Source organism: Cellulomonas endometrii (genome assembly GCF_949769265.1).
Lineage (GTDB): Bacteria > Actinomycetota > Actinomycetes > Actinomycetales > Cellulomonadaceae > Cellulomonas > Cellulomonas endometrii.
On the sequence record NZ_CATKPC010000015.1, the window covers coordinates 84,810 to 100,876 of the forward strand.

Below are 16,067 nucleotides of genomic sequence, written 5' to 3' on the forward strand. Positions count from 1 at the left end.
ACCGGGACGGGGCGTGCGTCGTGCGGGCTACGTCAGGCCGCGACGACCTTGACGGTCAGCTTCGCGGAGACGTCGGCGTGCAGGCGGACCTTCACCTCGTACTCGCCGGTCGCCTTGATCGGCTGCGCGACCTCGACCTTGCGGCGGTCGATCGACGGGCCACCGGCCGCATTGACGGCGTCGGCGATCTCGGCGGTCGTGATGGCGCCGAACAGCCGGCCGGACTCGCCGGCCTTGGCGGAGACGGTCACCGGGTTGCCCTGGAGGGAGTCACGCACGGCGCGAGCCTCCTCGAGGGTCTCGATCTCGCGCACCTTGCGGGCACGACGGATCTGGGTGACCTCCTTCTCGGCTCCCTTGCTCCACGCGGTCGCGAGACCGCGGGGGACGAGGTAGTTCCGGGCGTAACCGTCCTTGACGTCGACGACGTCGCCGGGAGCGCCGAGGCCCGTGACCTCGTGGGTCAGGATGAGCTTGGCCATCTGTGTGCTCCTTCTCAGCGAGCCGACGACGAGTACGGCAGGAGCGCCATCTCGCGGGCGTTCTTGACGGCCCGCGCGATCGCGCGCTGCTCCTGGACGGACACGCCGGTCACGCGGCGGGCGCGGATCTTCCCGCGGTCGGAGATGAACTTCCGCAGCAGGGCGGTGTCCTTGTAGTTGACCGACTCGATCTTCGCCGCCTTGAGCGGGTTCTGCTTCTTCTTGGGCTTCCGGACAACGGCCTTGGCCATCGTGGTGCTCCTTGTTCTACGTGCGGAGCCCGGGGCGTTGCCATGCCCCGGGATGGGATGTGCTGTGCGGGCGCGCGCCCGTGGTGCCGACCCGGCAGGTCAGCGGTGCTCGTCGAGGACGGCGATCAGAACGGGGGCTCGTCGGAGTAGCCGCCGGCGCCACCACCCGCGGGCGTGGCCCACGGGTCGTCCTGCGCCTGGCCGCCGCCTCCGTTGAAGCCGCCGCCACCGCCGCCGCCACCGTTGAAGCCGCCACCGCCGCCGCCGCCGAAGCCGCCACCGCCGCCGCCACCCTGACGCTGGGTCCGGGTGACCTTGGCCGAGGCGTAGCGGAGCGACGGGCCGACCTCGTCGACCTGCAGCTCGTACACGGTCCGCTTCTCGCCCTCGCGGGTCTCGTAGGACCGCTGGACGAGCCGGCCGCTGACGATCACGCGGGTGCCCTTGGTGAGCGACTCGGCGACGTTCTCCGCCGCCTCCCGCCAGATCGAGCAGCGGAGGAACAGCGTGTCGCCGTCCTTCCACTCGTTGCTCTGGCGGTCGAACGTGCGCGGCGTGGACGCCACGGTGAAGTTCGCGACCGCAGCCCCGGACGGCGTGAACCGCAGCTCCGGGTCGGCGGTCAGGTTCCCGATCACCGTGATGGTGGTGTCACCAGCCATGCCAGCTCCTCGTTCTCGTCGAATGCTCGTCGAAGGGTGTCCCGCACGGTACGCGCGCGGTCCGACACTCAGGCGTCCTGGCGGAGGACCTTCGTGCGGAGGACGGCCTCGTTGAGGCCGAGCTGACGGTCGAGCTCCTTGGCCGTGTCCGACGTCGAGGAGAAGTCGACGACGGCGTAGATGCCCTCGGACTTCTTCTGGATGTCGTACGCCAGGCGGCGGCGGCCCCAGATGTCGACCTTGTCGACGGTGCCACCGTCGGTCTTGACCACCGACAGGTACTTGTCGAGCGACGGTGCGACCGTGCGCTCTTCGATGTCGGGGTCGAGGATGATCATGATCTCGTACTGACGCAGGCTCATACCCACCTCCTCTGGTCTCGGCGGCCACGGTCGTTCCGTGGCAGGAGGGTGTCGTGCGTCGCGGTGCCCCGGCCCGGGGTGTCGATCGGCGACGTCCGGAGGGCACAACAGCGGTCCAGTCTAGCGGGTCCTGCCGCCGCCCGGCGACGAGCGGCGGGCCGGCTCAGGGCGCGGCGTTGCCGCCGGCGTTCCCGCCGCCGTTGCCGCCGCCCTGACCCTGGTCGGCGGCGGGCTGCGTGGGCGTCGGGTTCGGGGCGGGCTGCGCGGGCGCCTTCGCGACCCGGATCGTGACCGTCGACCCCGGCGCGACCTGCGTCCCGGCCCCGGGGTCCACGCCCAGCACGGTTCCGGGAGCACTCGGGTCCTCTACCTCGACGACGACCGCCACGAGACCCGCGTTGTTCAGCGCGGCCTTCACGTCCCCCAGCGGCGACCCGGCGCCGACGTTCGGCACCGCCACGGTCGTCGGCTGCTCCGGCTCGGGCGCCTGGGTCGGCGTGGGCGCGGACGTCGTCGGGGCCTGCGTCGGCGCCTTCGTCGCGTTGACGTTCGCGCGCTCCGGGAACGGCACGGGCGTCGCGTACTTCGGGGACTGCAGCACGGGCCGCATGTACTCGGCCCAGAGGGCGGCGGGCCAGGTCGACCCGGTGACCTCGTCGACCCCGCCCCACGGCGTGATCGTCACCTGGTCCTTGCCGTTCTCCCCGACCTGGCTGAGCGCGACGGCGGTCGCGATCTGCGGGGTGAAGCCGACGAACCACGCCGACTTGTTCTCCTGCGACGTGCCGGTCTTGCCGGCGATGTCCCGGTCCAGCGGGTTCACGTACCGCTTGCCGGAGCCCTTCTCGACGACCTGCGTCATGGCGTAGGTGGTGTCGGCCATCACGCCGGCGTCGAACGCCTGGGTGGGCTGCGTCGCGCCGGTGTAGGCCACGTCCCCGTCGGGGTACACCGCCTGGGCCACCATGAACGGCTTGTGGTAGACGCCCTGGGCCGCGATCGTCGCGTACGCGGAGGCCATCTCGAGCGGGCTGACCACGTCGCTGCCGAGCACGTTGGACGGGACGGCGGTCAGCGGGCTGCTCGACACACCGGCCCGCTTCGCGACGTCGACGGTCTTCTCCGGGCCGACCTCGAGGTTCATCTGCGCGTAGACGGTGTTGACCGACTGCTCCGTGGCCTTGACCAGGTCGATGTTGCCGAAGTCCTCGAAGCCGAAGTTGTTGACCTTCCAGTCGCCGAACGTCTGCGGCGACGCCCCGTTGAACCGGTCGGTCAGCGCCATGCCGTTCTCCAGCGACGCGATCAGCGTGAAGGGCTTGAACGTCGAGCCGCCCTGGACCCGGTCACGGCTGGCGCGGTCGATCTGGTCGGCGAGGAAGTCGTCACCGCCGTACATCGACACGATGCCGCCGTTCGCGGGGTCGACCGACACCACGCCCACCTTCAGTGCACCTGACGGCATCTCGCCGTCCGACAGCGCGCCGCCGCGGAGCTGGCCGACGGCGGCCACGGCCGCCTGCTGCGTCCCGGGCTCGATGGTCGTCGTGATCTTCAGGCCACCGCTGCTGATCGTCTCGTCGGTGATCGAGCCCGTCGAGGTGAGCTCCTGCTTCACGTACTGCAGCAGGTAGCCGTTGGTGCCGCCGTAGGTCTCGTTGCGCTCGTACGTGATGGTCGGCGGGAACACCTGCGCGTCGCGGTCCGCCTGCGTGAGGTAGCCGTCGCGGACCATGCCGTCCAGGACGTACTCCCAGCGCTGCGTCGCCTTCTCCGGGCTGACCGCCGGGTCCCAGTTGTTCGGGGACGGGATGATGCCGGCCAGGAGCGCGGCCTCGGACACGGTGAGGTCGCCCGACCCCTTGCCGAAGTACGACTGCGCCGCGGCCTCGATGCCGTAGGAGTCGCGGCCGAAGTAGATGGTGTTGAGGTACCGGCCGAGGATCTGCTCCTTGGTCTCGGTCTGCGCGATCTTGATCGCGAGCAGGGTCTCCTTGGCCTTGCCGACGTAGCTCGTCGTCGTCTCGCCGACGTAGTAGCGCTCGACGTACTGCTGCGTCAGCGTCGACCCGCCCTGCGTGTCGCCGCCCCGCAGGTTGTTGATCAGCGCGCGGCCCATGCCGGTGATCGAGACGCCCTGGTTCTCGAAGAACGTCCGGTCCTCGGCGGACACCACGGCTTGCCCGACGAACGCCGGCAGCGCCTCGTAGTCGACGATCGTCCGGTTCGGGCCCGGGAACGTCCCCAGCTCCGTGCCGTCCGAGAAGTAGACGGTCGACGTCTGCGCCTCGACGAACTCGTCGGGCGCGGGCACGTCGGTCATCGCGTAGGCGGCGACGCCCAGGCCCAGGCACAGGAAGACGAAGCCGGTGACGGCGCCGACCATGAACCGCCACGACGGCAGCCAGCGGTGCACACCGCGGTAGCCACGCCGGGGGTAGTCGATGATCCGGCGGCGACCGCCGGTGGTGCCGGTCGCGCCGGACGAGCCGGTCCGGGTCCCCCGCGGGGCGGGTCCGGTGGACCGTCGGGTCGTGCCTGCCAACGCACTGCCTTCCTGTGGACTGCTGGGCGGGCGTCGAGCGGCAGGAGCCGGCCGGGCCCCGACCAGTATGCGCGAGGGGTGGGAGCCGCCCCGCGGCCGGACGGCCGGTCACGCGGACTTTCACGTGATCGCCACGAGGCGCGCGCGGGGGCTACCTGAGCCGCCTCGGATCCTCGCAGGACCCCGCACCGGAAGCACGCGGACGGGCGCCGACCGGCGTAGAACCCCCCGGACGGGGTCGGCGACGCGCCGCGAACGGCGGCGTGTTGCCCGGATCGCCTGGTTCGCCCTACTCTCCTCGATGTATCAGTTCGATACATCGACGTACGGACGACTCGAGGGAGGCAACGATGCGCGCACGCTCCGACGTGCTCGAGTCGGCCATCCTCGGCCTGCTGCACGACTCCCCGATGCACGGGTACGAGCTGCGCAAGCGGCTCAACCTGCTCCTGGGATCGTTCCGCGCGCTGTCCTACGGCTCCCTGTACCCCTGCCTCAAGGCGCTGGTCGCCCGGGGCTGGATCGTCGGCTCCGACCCGCAGGAGGCGCCGGCGCACGGGCTGGCGGGCAAGCGCGCCCGCATCGTCTACCAGCTCACGTCCGAGGGCAAGGAGCAGTTCCAGCACGTGCTGGCCTCCTCCGGGCCCGCCGCGTGGGAGGACGAGAACTTCGGCTTCCGGTTCGCCTTCTTCGGGCAGACCGACGCCGACACCCGGCTGCGCATCCTGGAGGGCCGGCGCACCCGGCTCACCGAGCGGCTGGAGCAGATCCGCGACTCCGTGTCCCGGACCCGCGTCCGCATGGACGAGTACACCCTCGAGCTCCAGCGTCACGGGCTCGAGCAGGTCGAGCGCGAGGTGCGCTGGCTCGACGACCTCATCGACCACGAGCGCAGCACCAGCAGCGCCCGTCCCCGCGGCGACGGCCAGCCGGCCGACGCCCGCACAGCAGCTGTCGAGGATGACCCCATCGTCGCGGCACAACACCCTCAGAAGGAGCGAGGATGACTGCCATCCGCGTTGCTATCGCCGGCGTGGGCAACTGCGCCGCGTCGCTGATCCAGGGCGTGCACTTCTACGCCGACGCCGACCCGAGCGCCAAGGTGCCCGGCCTGATGCACGTCCAGTTCGGGGACTACCACGTCCGCGACCTGGAGTTCGTGGCCGCGTTCGACGTCGACGCGAAGAAGGTCGGCTTCGACCTGTCCGAGGCGATCGGTGCGTCCGAGAACAACACCATCAAGATCGCCGACGTCCCGCCGCTCGGCGTGACCGTGCAGCGTGGCCCGACGATGGACGGCATCGGCAAGTACTACGCGATGACCATCGAGGAGTCCGACGCCGAGCCCGTGGACGTCGTCCAGGTGCTCAAGGACGCCAAGGTCGACGTGCTCGTCTCCTACCTGCCGGTGGGCTCCGAGGAGGCCGACAAGTTCTACGCGCAGGCCGCCATCGACGCGGGCGTCGCGTTCGTCAACGCCCTCCCGGTGTTCATCGCGTCCGACCCCGAGTGGGCCGCGAAGTTCGAGGCCGCCGGCGTCCCGATCGTCGGCGACGACATCAAGTCCCAGGTCGGCGCGACCATCACGCACCGCGTGCTCGCCCGCCTGTTCGAGGACCGCGGCGTGATCCTGGACCGCACGTACCAGCTGAACGTCGGCGGCAACATGGACTTCAAGAACATGCTCGAGCGCGAGCGCCTGGAGTCCAAGAAGGTCTCGAAGACGCAGGCCGTCACCTCGAACCTGCATGACGGCCCGCTGGCCGGCAAGAAGGACGACCGCAACGTCCACATCGGCCCGTCGGACTACGTCGCCTGGCTGGACGACCGCAAGTGGGCGTACGTCCGCCTCGAGGGCCGCGCGTTCGGCGAGGTGCCCCTGAACCTGGAGTACAAGCTCGAGGTCTGGGACTCCCCGAACTCGGCCGGCATCATCATCGACGCCGTCCGCGCCGCGAAGATCGCGAAGGACCGCGGCATCGGCGGCCCGATCCTGTCGGCGTCGACCTACTTCATGAAGTCCCCGCCGGTCCAGAACGAGGACATGCACGGCCGGGAGCTCGTGGAGGCGTTCATCCGCGGCGACATCGAGCGCTGACGTCGAGCGCTGACCAGCACCACCCCGGGAGCCCCGGTGACGTCCGCGTCACCGGGGCTCCGGCGTGCGGTGACCGCGGGGCGCCGGCGACCGGCCGGCTCGCTCGACCGGCTCGGCGGTCAGGACGCGCCGATCTCCGCGCGGAGGGCGCCGAGGAGCTCGGCGAGCCCGTCCGCGAGCGCCTCGGCCTGCGCCCGGGTCGCCGTGGCCGACAGGGTCCAGACCGTCGCCGGCCCGCCGTCCGCGCCGGGGACGGCGACGAACTCCTGCACCTGCGTCATCGGCACCGCGGCGCCGTCGACGGTGGTGGTGAAGTGCACCTCCTGCGCGACCGCCAGGTCGCCCCGCTGCTCGCGACAGGCCAGCGTCACGTCCTGCTCCGCCGCCTCGATCGCCCGGAGGGCCTCGGCGCCGAGCAGGACCGCGAGCGCCGGGTCGTCGCTGCGCTGGACCCCGACCGTCACGTTCGCGGTGAAGCCGGCGTCGGGGCGCTCGTGCGCGGCGGCGAACGCGATGCCCGGCGTGCCGAGCGTCTCCGGCGGTATCAGGTGCCAGCCCTCGGGGAGCGGGGCGGCGTCCTGGCTGTCGGCGGTCATGCGGCTCCTCGGTCGGACGGGCGCACCGAGTCTAGGTGCGGCCCCGTAGCCTGGCCGGGTGCAGGTGGTCGCGGATCTGAAGCAGCTCTGGCCCCTCGTCGACTTCCGGCGGCTCCTGGCGGTCCGCCTGGTCAGCCAGTGCTCGGACGGCCTGTTCCAGGCCGGGCTCGCCACCCTGTTCTTCTTCTCCCCCGAGAACGCGACGACGGCGACCGGCGTCGCGGCGGCGTTCGCGGTGCTGCTGCTGCCCTTCACGGTGGTCGGGCCGTGGGCGGGCGTCCTGCTGGACCGGTGGCGGCGCCGGCAGGTGCTGCTCGTCGGCAACCTGGTCCGCACGGCCCTGACGCTGGTCGTCGCGCTCATCATGGCGACGGCCGGTGTCGGCCCGGCGGTGTACGTCCTCGCCCTCGTGACGCTGTCGGTCAACCGGTTCCTGCTCTCGGCGCTGTCCGCGTCGCAGCCGCGGGTCGTCGCCGGGCCGCTGCTGCTGACCGCGAACTCCATCACCCCGACCCTCGGCACGGTGTCCGCCGGGATCGGCGCGGGGCTCGGCGTCCTGCTCGGCCTGGTGCTGCCCGACGGGCGGACCAAGGACGTCGCCGCGCTGGTCGTCGCGGCCCTGCTCATGTCGGTGGCCGCGTTCCTCGCGTCCCGCATCGCCCGCGACCGGCTCGGACCGGACGCCCTCGTGGACGCCGGTGAGGTGCGCCGGGCGCTCAGCACGCTCGCGCACGGCCTGGTCGACGGCGCGCGGTACCTCGTCCGGCGCGGGACCCCCGCGCGGGCGCTGGCGGTCATGGCGGTGCACCGGTTCCTCTACGGCGCGGTGTTCATCGCGAGCATCCTCATCTCCCGGAACCTGCTCGCCGACCCCGCCGACGCCCGCGCTGGGCTCCTGACGTTCGCGCTGGTCGGCGGCGTCACCGGGGTCGGGTTCGCGCTCGCGATCGTCGTCACGCCGGTCGTGTCCCCGCTGATCGGCCCGCACTCGTGGATCGCCGTCTGCCTGGCGCTGGCCGCGGCGACCCAGGCGCTGCTCGCGATCACCGTCGCCCGGCCCGCCGTGCTGGTGGGGTCGCTCGTCCTCGGCCTTGCGGCGCAGGGCGCGAAGATCGCGGTCGACACGATCCTCCAGCGGGACACCGCCGACCAGTACCGGGGACGCGCGTTCGCCCTGTACGACGTGCTCTACAACGCGGCGTTCGTCGGGGCGGCCGCCCTGGCCGCCGTCGCCCTGCCCGACACCGGGTGGTCCCGCGGGGTGTTCGCGCTGCTCGCGGCGGCGTACCTCGCGGCCGCGCTGGTGTACCGGACGCGGTCGACCGAGCCGACGGCGGTCCCCGTCCCCGCCTGAGGCGGCCGCGCCCTGCGGCTGCCGCTCAGCCCTGCGGCTGCCGCTCGGCCCACCACGCCAGCAGCGCCGCGCGGGCCGCCTCGGGCTCCATCGGCCCGTGCTCCATCCGCAGCTCGAGCAGGTGCTTGTACGCCGCGCCGACCTCGCGCCCCGGACCGATGCCGAGGATCTCCATGATCTGCGTGCCGTCCAGGTCCGGGCGGATCGCGTTCAGCTCCTCCTGCTCCCGCAGGTCGGCGATGCGCTGCTCCAGGTCGTCGTAGGCCTCGGACAGCCGCCGGGCCTTGCGCTGGTTCCGCGTGGTGCAGTCCGAGCGGGTGAGCCGGTGCAGCCGCTCCAGCAGCGGCCCGGCGTCGGTGACGTAGCGGCGCACCGCCGAGTCCGTCCACGCGCCCTCGCCGTACCCGTGGAACCGCAGGTGCAGCTCCGTCAGCCGCGCGACCGCCTGCACCGTGGCCTTGTCGAAGTGCAGGGCCTTCAGCCGCCGGGCGACCATCTTGGCGCCGACCACCTCGTGGTGGTGGAACGAGACGCCGCCGCCGGCCTCGAACCGCCGGGTCGGCGGCTTGCCGATGTCGTGCAGCAGCGCGGCGAGGCGGAGCACCAGGTCCGGACCCGGCACCGGCCCGTCCGGCCCCGTCTCCAGGGCGATCGCCTTGTCCAGCACGGTCAGCGAGTGCTCGTAGACGTCCTTGTGCCGGTGGTGCTCGTCGATCTCGAGCCGCAGCGCCGGCAGCTCGGGCAGCACGTGCTCGGCCAGCCCGGTGTCGACGAGCACGCGCAGGCCGGGGCGCGGCTGGGGCGACATCAGCAGCTTGACCAGCTCGTCCCGCACCCGCTCGGCCGACACGATCGACAGCCGCTCCGCCATGTCCGTGGCGGCGGCGAGCGCCGCCTCGTCCACCCGGAAGCCCAGCTGGGCGGCGAACCGCGCGGCGCGGAGCATCCGCAGGGGGTCGTCGTCGAACGACTGCCGGGGGTCGACCGGGGTGCGCAGGACGCCGCGGGCGAGGTCCGTCAGGCCGTCGAACGGGTCGACGAACGTGAGCTCCGGCAGCCGGATCGCCATGGAGTTCACGGTGAAGTCGCGTCGGGACAGGTCCCCCTCGAGGCTGTCGCCGAACGCCACCTCGGGCTTGCGGGACGTCGCGTCGTACGCGTCGGTCCGGTAGGTCGTCACCTCGACGACGACGTCCTGCGTGCCGCGGCGCGCGTGCCGGCGGGCGCCGATCGTGCCGAACGCCCGGCCGATGTCCCAGTGCGCGTCGCCCCAGGCGGCGAGGATCCGCTCCGTCTCGTCCGGCGTCGCCGACGTCGTGAAGTCCAGGTCGACGCTCGGCCGGCCGAGGAACGCGTCCCGGACGGGGCCGCCGACCAGCGCCAGCTCGTGCCCGGCCCGCTCGAACAGGTCGCCGAGCTCGAGCGCGGCCGGCGCGAGGCCGGTGATCACGCCGAGCGCCCGCTTGCGCAGGGCGTCGAGCGCCGCGGCGTCCACGGCGGCCGGGTCACCGGCGGCGGGGCGGGGGGTCAGGTCGGGGGACGGCACGACGACCAAGCCTGCCAGATCCCCGCACCGCCGGACGCGTGCGTCCACAGGTCCTCCACGCGGACGGGGCCGGGGCCAGGGGTGGAGTCGTTACAGTGGCCTGCATGCCCGAGCCCGCGCGTGCCCTGCCACCGGAGGGCGTCCCCGCGCCGCCGGGCGGCCACGCGCTGCGGATCGACCCGCGGTCGACCCGGACCCGGCACGCCCACCTGCCCGTCGTCGAGGAGACCTCCGCCGGCGGCCTCGTGGTGCGCCAGGAGGCCGGCGTGCACGTCGCGGCGGTGATCGCGCGCCGCAACCGCGCCGGCCGGCTCGAGTGGTGCCTCCCCAAGGGGCACCTGGAGGGCGACGAGACCCCGGAGCAGGCGGCCGTCCGCGAGATCGCCGAGGAGACCGGCATCGTCGGGCGGATCGTGCGCGGCCTCGGCGTCATCGACTACTGGTTCACCGGTGACGACCGGCGGGTGCACAAGATGGTCCACCACTACCTGCTGGGCGCGGTGGGCGGCGAGCTCACCGTGGAGGGGGACCCGGACGGCGAGGCCGAGGACGTGGCCTGGGTGCCGGTGCTCGAGCTGCCCGCGCGCCTGGCGTACCCCAACGAGCGACGACTGGCCGAGACCGCGCACGTGGTCCTCGTCGGCGGGGCATGAGGCTGCAGGGGGCGGCGGCACGGGGCCGGGCGTTCGCGGCGGCGCTGCTCGCCGCGGGCGTGCTCGCGCTCTCCGGGGCGCCGGCGGTCGCGACCGGGTCGAGGCCCGCCGCGCCCGGCGGCTCCGCGCAGACCGCGGCCCCGCGGCCGGCCGCACCGTCGACCAACACCCTGCCCGTGAGCGTCTCCGTCACGGCGGTCACGCCGCAGGTGCTCCAGCCCGGGGAGGACCTCACCGTCACCGCGACGCTCCGGAACGACGGGGACGAGGCGGTCGAGGCCCCCCGCGCGTCGGTGCGGATCTACCGGTACCGGATGTCGGACCGGGACGAGCTGGCCGCCTGGGCCGACGCCGGGGCCACGAGCCCGATCGGGGACGTCGCCGCGACCACCCCGCTCGACGCCCCGCTCGCGCCGGGGGCGAGCGTCTCCGTGCAGGTCGTCGTGCCCGCCGCCGACATCCGCCTGCTGCGGACCGACGACGCCTGGGGACCGCGCGGCCTCACGTTCGACGTCGGCGACGGCTCCAGGAGGGTCGGCGTCGACCGGACCTTCCTGCTGTGGGCGTCCGCCGACGAGGTGCCGACCGCCCACGTGGGCGTGCTGTCCTCCGTCGTGGGCCCGGCGGCCCGGCCGACGGGCGAGGACGACGCCGCGGACGAGACCTCGGGTGCGGACGGAGCGGAGGGCGCGGAGCCGTCGCCGACGCCGACCGCCACCGCTCCCCCGGCGGACGGCGAGGCCGAGGAGGACGAGGCGCTCGACGCGCTCACGGCGTCCGGGGGCCGGCTCGGCCGGGTCCTGCAGGCGACGGCCGACTTCCCGTTCGTGTCCTGGGCGGTCGACCCGGCGCTGGTCGACCAGGCCGCGGCGGGCTCCCGGTCCGCGCAGGCCTGGCTCACGGGGCTGACCGAGGCGGCGGCCGACCGCGAGGTGCTGCGGCTGCCGTGGGCCGACCCGGACCTGGCGGCGATCGCGCACGCCGGGCAGGACTCGTCGACCGACCTGCTGCGCCTGGCGGCCGGCGTCACCGGCGACCAGGAGTCGAGCACCCTCTGGCGGGACGCGCGGCCGGTGCTGTGGGCGGCCGACGACGTGCCCGACGAGGTCACGGCGGCGCGCGCCGCCGGCTCCGGGGACGGGGCTCCGCTCGTGGTCGGTCCCGACGCGCTGCCGGCGGCCGGGTCCGGCACGCCGAGCGCACCGGCGACCGTCCGCACCGCCGCCGGCGCGCTGACCGCGCTGGTGCCGGACGAGACGCTGACCGAGCTGCTCGCCGAGCCGGCCACGGCCCAGCCCGGGCTCACCCCCGCGACCGCGGCGCAGCGGATGCTCGCCGAGACGGCCGTCGTCGCGCGGTCCGACGACGCCGACACCACCTACGTCCTGGCGACCACGCCCCGCGACTGGGAGCCGTCCAGCGCGGTCGCCGAGGCCCAGCTCGCCGCCCTTCGCGACGCGCCCTGGGTCGACACCGAGACCGTCGCGGACGTCCTGACCGCGCACGCCGCCGGTGAGGCGGACGGCGACGGCGCGGACCGGGCGGACCTGCCGGCCTCGGAGCGGTCCGGGACCGAGCTGACCCCCGCGTGGGTGAACGCCCTGGCCGCGCAGTGGCGCGCCGCCGGCGAGTTCGCGAGCGTCGTCGACGACCCCGCGGCGCTCCTCGACGGCCTGGACGCCGACCTGGTCGCCCCGCTCGCCGTCGCCTGGCGGGACGACCCCGACGGACGCACGGTCGTCGTGAACGAGGCGATCGCCGAGGGCAAGGCCCACCAGACCGGGCTGTCCGTCCTGCTGAACGAGCAGTTCACGGTGATCTCCAGCTCGGCGCAGATCAGCGTCGCCGTGCAGAACGAGCTGGACCAGAGCGCGCGCGTCCGCGTCGAGCTGCGGCCGCACAAGGGCTGCCTCGACACGACCCGCTCCGAGCTGACCGACGTGCCCCCGAAGAGCGAGAAGGCCGTGTCGCTGACCCTGCGCGCCACCGCCAACTGCGACGTGGAGGTCGACGTCAGCCTCGTCTCGGAGAGCGGCCGTGAGCTCGCGACGCCCGTCACGTTCTCCGCCCGCGTCGCCCCCACCATCGAGAGCGTCGGGTCGATCGTCGTGGGCGTGCTGCTCGCGCTCGCCCTGGCGTTCGGCATCTGGCGCACGGTGCGCCGGGGCCAGACCGCCCGGCGCGGCGCGCGTGTCGCCCCCGACGCCGAGCAGCCGCCGGCCGGCGCCCCGGACGCCGGCGGCCCGCCTCCCGCACGACAGGACCAGCCATGACCACCCCCGCCACGGCCGCCGGCGGCGCCGACCCCGACGGCACCGCGGCCGGAGCCACCGCCGGCGGCGGCACGGACCCCGCCGCCACCGCGTCCGCCGCACCCACCGCGCCCGTCGCGCCCCGGTCCTCCGGCCTCGGCCGGTCGTCGCTGATCATGGCGTCCGGGACGGCCGCGTCCCGCGTGCTCGGCGTGGTGAACACGTCCCTGCTGGCGTGGGCGATCGGCCTGACCGGCAGCATCGCGAACGCGTTCTCGGTCGCGAACAAGCTCCCCAACACGCTGTACCTGCTCATCGCGGGCGGCGTCCTCAACGCGGTGCTGGTGCCGCAGGTCGTGCGGGCGTACCGCCGGGCCGACGGCCAGCAGTACGTCGACCGGCTCCTGACGGTCGGCATCGTGCTCCTCGCCGGGCTCACCGTCGTCCTCACGGCGGCCGCGCCGCTGCTCGTGCGGTTCTACTCGCAGTTCCCGGACCCCCGGGTGACGGCGGTCGCCACGGCCCTGGCCTTCTGGTGCATCCCGCAGATCTTCTTCTACGGGCTGTACTCGCTGCTCGGCCAGATCCTGAACGCCCGCGGCTCCTTCGGCCCCTACATGTGGGCGCCGGTGGTGAACAACCTCGTCTTCATCAGCGGGCTGCTGGTGCTGGTCGGCGTGCTCGGCGGCTTCGACGAGGAGATGTCGGTCACCGAGTGGACCGGCTCGCAGACCGCCATGCTGGGCGCCGCCGCCACGCTGGGCATCGTCGTGCAGGCCCTCGTCCTGTTCATCCCGCTGCACCGCAGCGGATTCCGGTACCGGCCGCGCTGGGGCCTGCGCGGGTCCGGGCTGGGCAGCGCGGGGCGCGTCGCGACGTGGACCTTCCTCGGCCTGCTGATCGGGCAGGTCGGGGTCTGGCGGATCAGCGTCGTCGCGAGCTCCGTCGGGACGGCCGACGTGGCGGGCAACGGCGTGTACGACCGCGCGTTCCTCATCTTCATGCTCCCCCACTCGCTGGTCACGGTGTCCCTGGCGACCGCGCTGTTCACGCGGCTGTCCGGCCGGGCCGCCGCCGGCGACGTCGCGGGGGTGCGCCAGGACCTGTCGCTCGGCCTGCGGACGGTCGGCGTGTTCACCGTGCTAGCCACCGCGGGGATCGCGGTGCTGGCGTTCCCGCTCGGGCGCGCGCTGTTCCCGACCAACACCGACGCCGAGGTCCACGCGCTCGCGATGTCGGTCGTCGCGCTGGTGCTCGGCCTCGTCGCTTTCGGGGCGTGGTCCCTGTTCCAGCGCGTGTACTACGCGTACGAGGACGCGCGGTCGATGGTGCCGATCCAGCTGCTCATGGCGGCGGTCGTCGTCGGGGGCACCGAGCTGGGTCGCGCGACCCTCGACGACCGGTACTGGGTCGCGGCGGCGTGCGCGTCCATGGCGCTGTCCTACGGCGCCGGCGCCCTGGTCGCACTCGTGTCGGTGCGGCGGCGCCTCCACGGCGTCGACGGGCGGCGCGTGCTCGTGCTGCACCTCAAGGCGCTGCTCGGCGGCGTCCTGGCCGCGGCAGCCGGGATCGTCCTGCTCGTCGCGCTCGGTCCCGTGCAGGACTGGGGCGACGCGGTCGTGGCGTGCATCGCCGGGGCGGTGCTGATGTCCGCCGTGTACGTCGGCGTCCTCGCCGCGCTGCGGGTGCGCGAGCTGCAGACCGTCGCCGCCCCGCTGCTGCGCCGGCTCGGCCGCGGGCGGTGACCCGACGGGTGCGCCAGGACGCGGGGCTCGCCGCGCCGTTCCCGTCCCCAGCTCGCGCCGTGTGGCGGACGCCGGGAGGCCGGTCCCGTCTAGCATGACGGGGAGCCCGCGGCCGGCGAGGGCCCGGCTCCGCGCACACCCAGGGCGGTCCCCGACCGCCCCCGACGACCGGACGGAGGACCACGTGGCGCAGGCCCGCACCGGTGACCCCGGGCGCCGTGACACCCCCGGAGCCGGACGAGCAGGGACCCCCACCGGCCGGCACGGCAGCACCGTCGCCGGCCGCTACCGGCTCGACGAGCCGCGCTCCGGCGACCTCCCCGGCTCGGAGCGCTGGTCCGCGACGGACCAGATCCTCGCCCGCACCGTCACCGTCACGCTCGTCTCCGGTCCCCGCACCGCCGCGGTCCTGGACGCCGCACGCCGCGCCGCCCTCGTCGTCGACCCGCGGCTGGCCCGCATCCTGGACGTCGGCTCGGCCGACGGCACCGGGTACGTCGTGACGGAGGCGGTCGAGGGCCGCAGCCTGTCCGCGCTCGCCGCCCGCGCGCCCCTGACCGCCGACCAGGCCCGCGCCGTGGTCGGCGAGGCCGCCGCCGCGCTCGAGGTCGCGCGGCGCCGCGGCGTCCACCACCTCGCCCTGCGGCCCGAGGCGGTGGTGCTGACCCCCGGCAGCCGCGTCGTGCTCGAGGGCCTCGCCGTCGACGGGGAGCTGCTCGGGGCGGCGGGCGGCGGCGCCCACGCGATGAGCCGCACCGACACCGTCGGGCTCGTCCGGGTGCTCTACGCCGCGCTCACCGGCCGGTGGCCCGGCGTCTCCGCCGGCGCCGAGCCGCCGGTGGTGCCCACGTTCGACGAGTGGTCCGCCTCCAGCGGTCCCGCCGCGCGGCAGCCGGCCGGCGACCCCGAGGTCGACCCGGGGCTGCCCGCGGCGCCCGAGCACGACGGCGCACCCCTGCCGCCCGCCGACCTGGTCGCCGAGGTGCCCGCCGATCTCGACACCCTCTGCGCCGTGACCCTGGGCCCGCACGACGACGGCCCGCACAGCCCCGGGGAGCTCGTGCGCGAGCTCGAGCCCTGGCGCGCCGTCCGCGCCGACGAGATCTTCCGCACCGCCGACGCGGGTCGCTGGCCCGCCATGCCGGCGCAGGCCGGCGCCCCGGCCGCCGCCACGGCAGCCACCGGCACGACCACCGCACCTCCGACGGGAAGCAGCCCGATGAGCGACGACCAGCACGGCAGCAGCACGGCGCCCGGTGGGCGCCCCGCCGACGACAGCACGCCCGCGACGGGGAGCACCGGCGCGACGGCGGCCGGTGCCGCTGCGGCGGGCGCGACGGCCGCGGGGGCCCCCGCGGCGGGGGGGGGGGGGGGGGGCCCCCCCGCCCCCCCCCCCCGCCGGTAGCCCCACGTCCGCCGGGACGTCGCCGGCTTGAGCGACAGGTGCGCCGCGACCAGTGCCATCGCCAGACCGGCGGCGTCGGTCAGCATGTGCGCCGTGTCGACGAGCAGCGCGAGGCT

At 74.4% G+C, this 16,067-nt stretch carries 14 protein-coding genes and 1 pseudogene; 7 read left to right on the forward strand and 8 right to left on the reverse strand.

Annotation, left to right across the window (positions count from 1 at the left end; translation table 11 throughout):
- Nucleotides 1–32: 32 nt before the first annotated feature.
- The 5 genes from rplI to QNH85_RS15245 all read right to left on the reverse strand — a co-directional run bounded on the left by rplI (nucleotide 33) and on the right by QNH85_RS15245 (nucleotide 4,302).
- The gene (rplI, locus tag QNH85_RS15225; RefSeq protein ID WP_282947771.1) at nucleotides 33–482 is read right to left on the reverse strand and encodes a 50S ribosomal protein L9; all 450 of its coding nucleotides are present in this window, start codon (nucleotides 480–482) and stop codon (nucleotides 33–35) included.
- Nucleotides 483–496: 14 nt separating this feature from the next.
- Nucleotides 497–733 carry a 30S ribosomal protein S18 gene (gene rpsR, locus QNH85_RS15230; RefSeq protein ID WP_282947773.1) on the reverse strand — a complete coding sequence of 79 codons (237 nt, stop codon included), beginning with the start codon at nucleotides 731–733 and terminating at the stop codon, nucleotides 497–499.
- 125 nt (nucleotides 734–858) lie between these two features.
- On the reverse strand, nucleotides 859–1,395 hold the full coding sequence (locus tag QNH85_RS15235; RefSeq protein WP_282947775.1) for a single-stranded DNA-binding protein: 537 nt from the start codon (nucleotides 1,393–1,395) through the stop codon (nucleotides 859–861).
- Between the two features lie 68 nt (nucleotides 1,396–1,463).
- Nucleotides 1,464–1,757 (reverse strand): 30S ribosomal protein S6, encoded by a 294-nt coding sequence (gene rpsF / locus QNH85_RS15240; RefSeq protein WP_213282435.1) that lies wholly within the window; start codon nucleotides 1,755–1,757, stop codon nucleotides 1,464–1,466.
- Nucleotides 1,758–1,920: 163 nt separating this feature from the next.
- A complete protein-coding gene (locus QNH85_RS15245; RefSeq protein WP_282947777.1) occupies nucleotides 1,921–4,302 on the reverse strand; it encodes a penicillin-binding protein in 2,382 nt (793 codons plus the stop codon).
- 350 nt (nucleotides 4,303–4,652) lie between these two features.
- Between QNH85_RS15245 and QNH85_RS15250 the strand changes: the two genes are divergently transcribed.
- Nucleotides 4,653–5,309 carry a PadR family transcriptional regulator gene (locus QNH85_RS15250; RefSeq protein WP_213282437.1) on the forward strand — a complete coding sequence of 219 codons (657 nt, stop codon included), beginning with the start codon at nucleotides 4,653–4,655 and terminating at the stop codon, nucleotides 5,307–5,309.
- Nucleotides 5,306–6,400 (forward strand): inositol-3-phosphate synthase, encoded by a 1,095-nt coding sequence (locus QNH85_RS15255; RefSeq protein ID WP_282947779.1) that lies wholly within the window; start codon nucleotides 5,306–5,308, stop codon nucleotides 6,398–6,400. The genes QNH85_RS15250 and QNH85_RS15255 overlap by 4 nt, the downstream gene beginning before the upstream one ends.
- Before the next feature lie 119 nt (nucleotides 6,401–6,519).
- Here the strand turns inward: QNH85_RS15255 and QNH85_RS15260 are convergent, their stop codons facing one another.
- Nucleotides 6,520–6,996, reverse strand: a complete 477-nt coding sequence (locus QNH85_RS15260; protein WP_282947781.1) for a hypothetical protein — start codon at nucleotides 6,994–6,996, stop codon at nucleotides 6,520–6,522.
- 58 nt (nucleotides 6,997–7,054) lie between these two features.
- On the opposite strand from QNH85_RS15260, the gene QNH85_RS15265 reads away from it, so the two are divergent.
- On the forward strand, nucleotides 7,055–8,350 hold the full coding sequence (locus QNH85_RS15265) for an MFS transporter (RefSeq protein ID WP_282947782.1): 1,296 nt from the start codon (nucleotides 7,055–7,057) through the stop codon (nucleotides 8,348–8,350).
- 25 nt (nucleotides 8,351–8,375) lie between these two features.
- Here the strand turns inward: QNH85_RS15265 and QNH85_RS15270 are convergent, their stop codons facing one another.
- Entirely contained in the window at nucleotides 8,376–9,845 is a 1,470-nt protein-coding gene (locus QNH85_RS15270) for a CCA tRNA nucleotidyltransferase (RefSeq protein WP_428830424.1), read from the reverse strand.
- A gap of 155 nt (nucleotides 9,846–10,000) precedes the next feature.
- Between QNH85_RS15270 and QNH85_RS15275 the strand changes: the two genes are divergently transcribed.
- The 4 genes from QNH85_RS15275 to QNH85_RS15290 all read left to right on the forward strand — a co-directional run bounded on the left by QNH85_RS15275 (nucleotide 10,001) and on the right by QNH85_RS15290 (nucleotide 15,951).
- Entirely contained in the window at nucleotides 10,001–10,549 is a 549-nt protein-coding gene (locus tag QNH85_RS15275) for an NUDIX hydrolase (RefSeq protein ID WP_213282442.1), read from the forward strand.
- Nucleotides 10,546–12,822 carry a DUF6049 family protein gene (locus tag QNH85_RS15280; protein WP_282947784.1) on the forward strand — a complete coding sequence of 759 codons (2,277 nt, stop codon included), beginning with the start codon at nucleotides 10,546–10,548 and terminating at the stop codon, nucleotides 12,820–12,822. The genes QNH85_RS15275 and QNH85_RS15280 overlap by 4 nt, the downstream gene beginning before the upstream one ends.
- Nucleotides 12,819–14,546, forward strand: a complete 1,728-nt coding sequence (murJ, locus tag QNH85_RS15285; protein WP_282947785.1) for a murein biosynthesis integral membrane protein MurJ — start codon at nucleotides 12,819–12,821, stop codon at nucleotides 14,544–14,546. Before QNH85_RS15280 ends, murJ begins: the two co-directional genes overlap by 4 nt.
- Before the next feature lie 184 nt (nucleotides 14,547–14,730).
- Nucleotides 14,731–15,951 (forward strand): protein kinase family protein, encoded by a 1,221-nt coding sequence (locus QNH85_RS15290; protein WP_282947786.1) that lies wholly within the window; start codon nucleotides 14,731–14,733, stop codon nucleotides 15,949–15,951.
- Here QNH85_RS15290 and QNH85_RS15295 read toward each other — a convergent pair.
- Nucleotides 15,942–16,067, reverse strand: a pseudogene (locus QNH85_RS15295) (cation efflux transmembrane domain-containing protein); the annotation flags it as partial. The gene QNH85_RS15290 and the pseudogene QNH85_RS15295 sit on opposite strands and share 10 nt — an antisense overlap.

Coding starts and splice junctions, on each gene's coding strand:
- rplI (WP_282947771.1), bottom strand. CDS start 482: ATGGCCAAGCTCATCCTGACCCACGAGGTCACGGGCCTCGGCGCTCCC.
- rpsR (WP_282947773.1), bottom strand. CDS start 733: ATGGCCAAGGCCGTTGTCCGGAAGCCCAAGAAGAAGCAGAACCCGCTC.
- QNH85_RS15235 (WP_282947775.1), bottom strand. CDS start 1,395: ATGGCTGGTGACACCACCATCACGGTGATCGGGAACCTGACCGCCGAC.
- rpsF (WP_213282435.1), bottom strand. CDS start 1,757: ATGAGCCTGCGTCAGTACGAGATCATGATCATCCTCGACCCCGACATC.
- QNH85_RS15250 (WP_213282437.1), top strand. CDS start 4,653: ATGCGCGCACGCTCCGACGTGCTCGAGTCGGCCATCCTCGGCCTGCTG.
- QNH85_RS15255 (WP_282947779.1), top strand. CDS start 5,306: ATGACTGCCATCCGCGTTGCTATCGCCGGCGTGGGCAACTGCGCCGCG.
- QNH85_RS15260 (WP_282947781.1), bottom strand. CDS start 6,996: ATGACCGCCGACAGCCAGGACGCCGCCCCGCTCCCCGAGGGCTGGCAC.
- QNH85_RS15275 (WP_213282442.1), top strand. CDS start 10,001: ATGCCCGAGCCCGCGCGTGCCCTGCCACCGGAGGGCGTCCCCGCGCCG.
- QNH85_RS15280 (WP_282947784.1), top strand. CDS start 10,546: ATGAGGCTGCAGGGGGCGGCGGCACGGGGCCGGGCGTTCGCGGCGGCG.
- murJ (WP_282947785.1), top strand. CDS start 12,819: ATGACCACCCCCGCCACGGCCGCCGGCGGCGCCGACCCCGACGGCACC.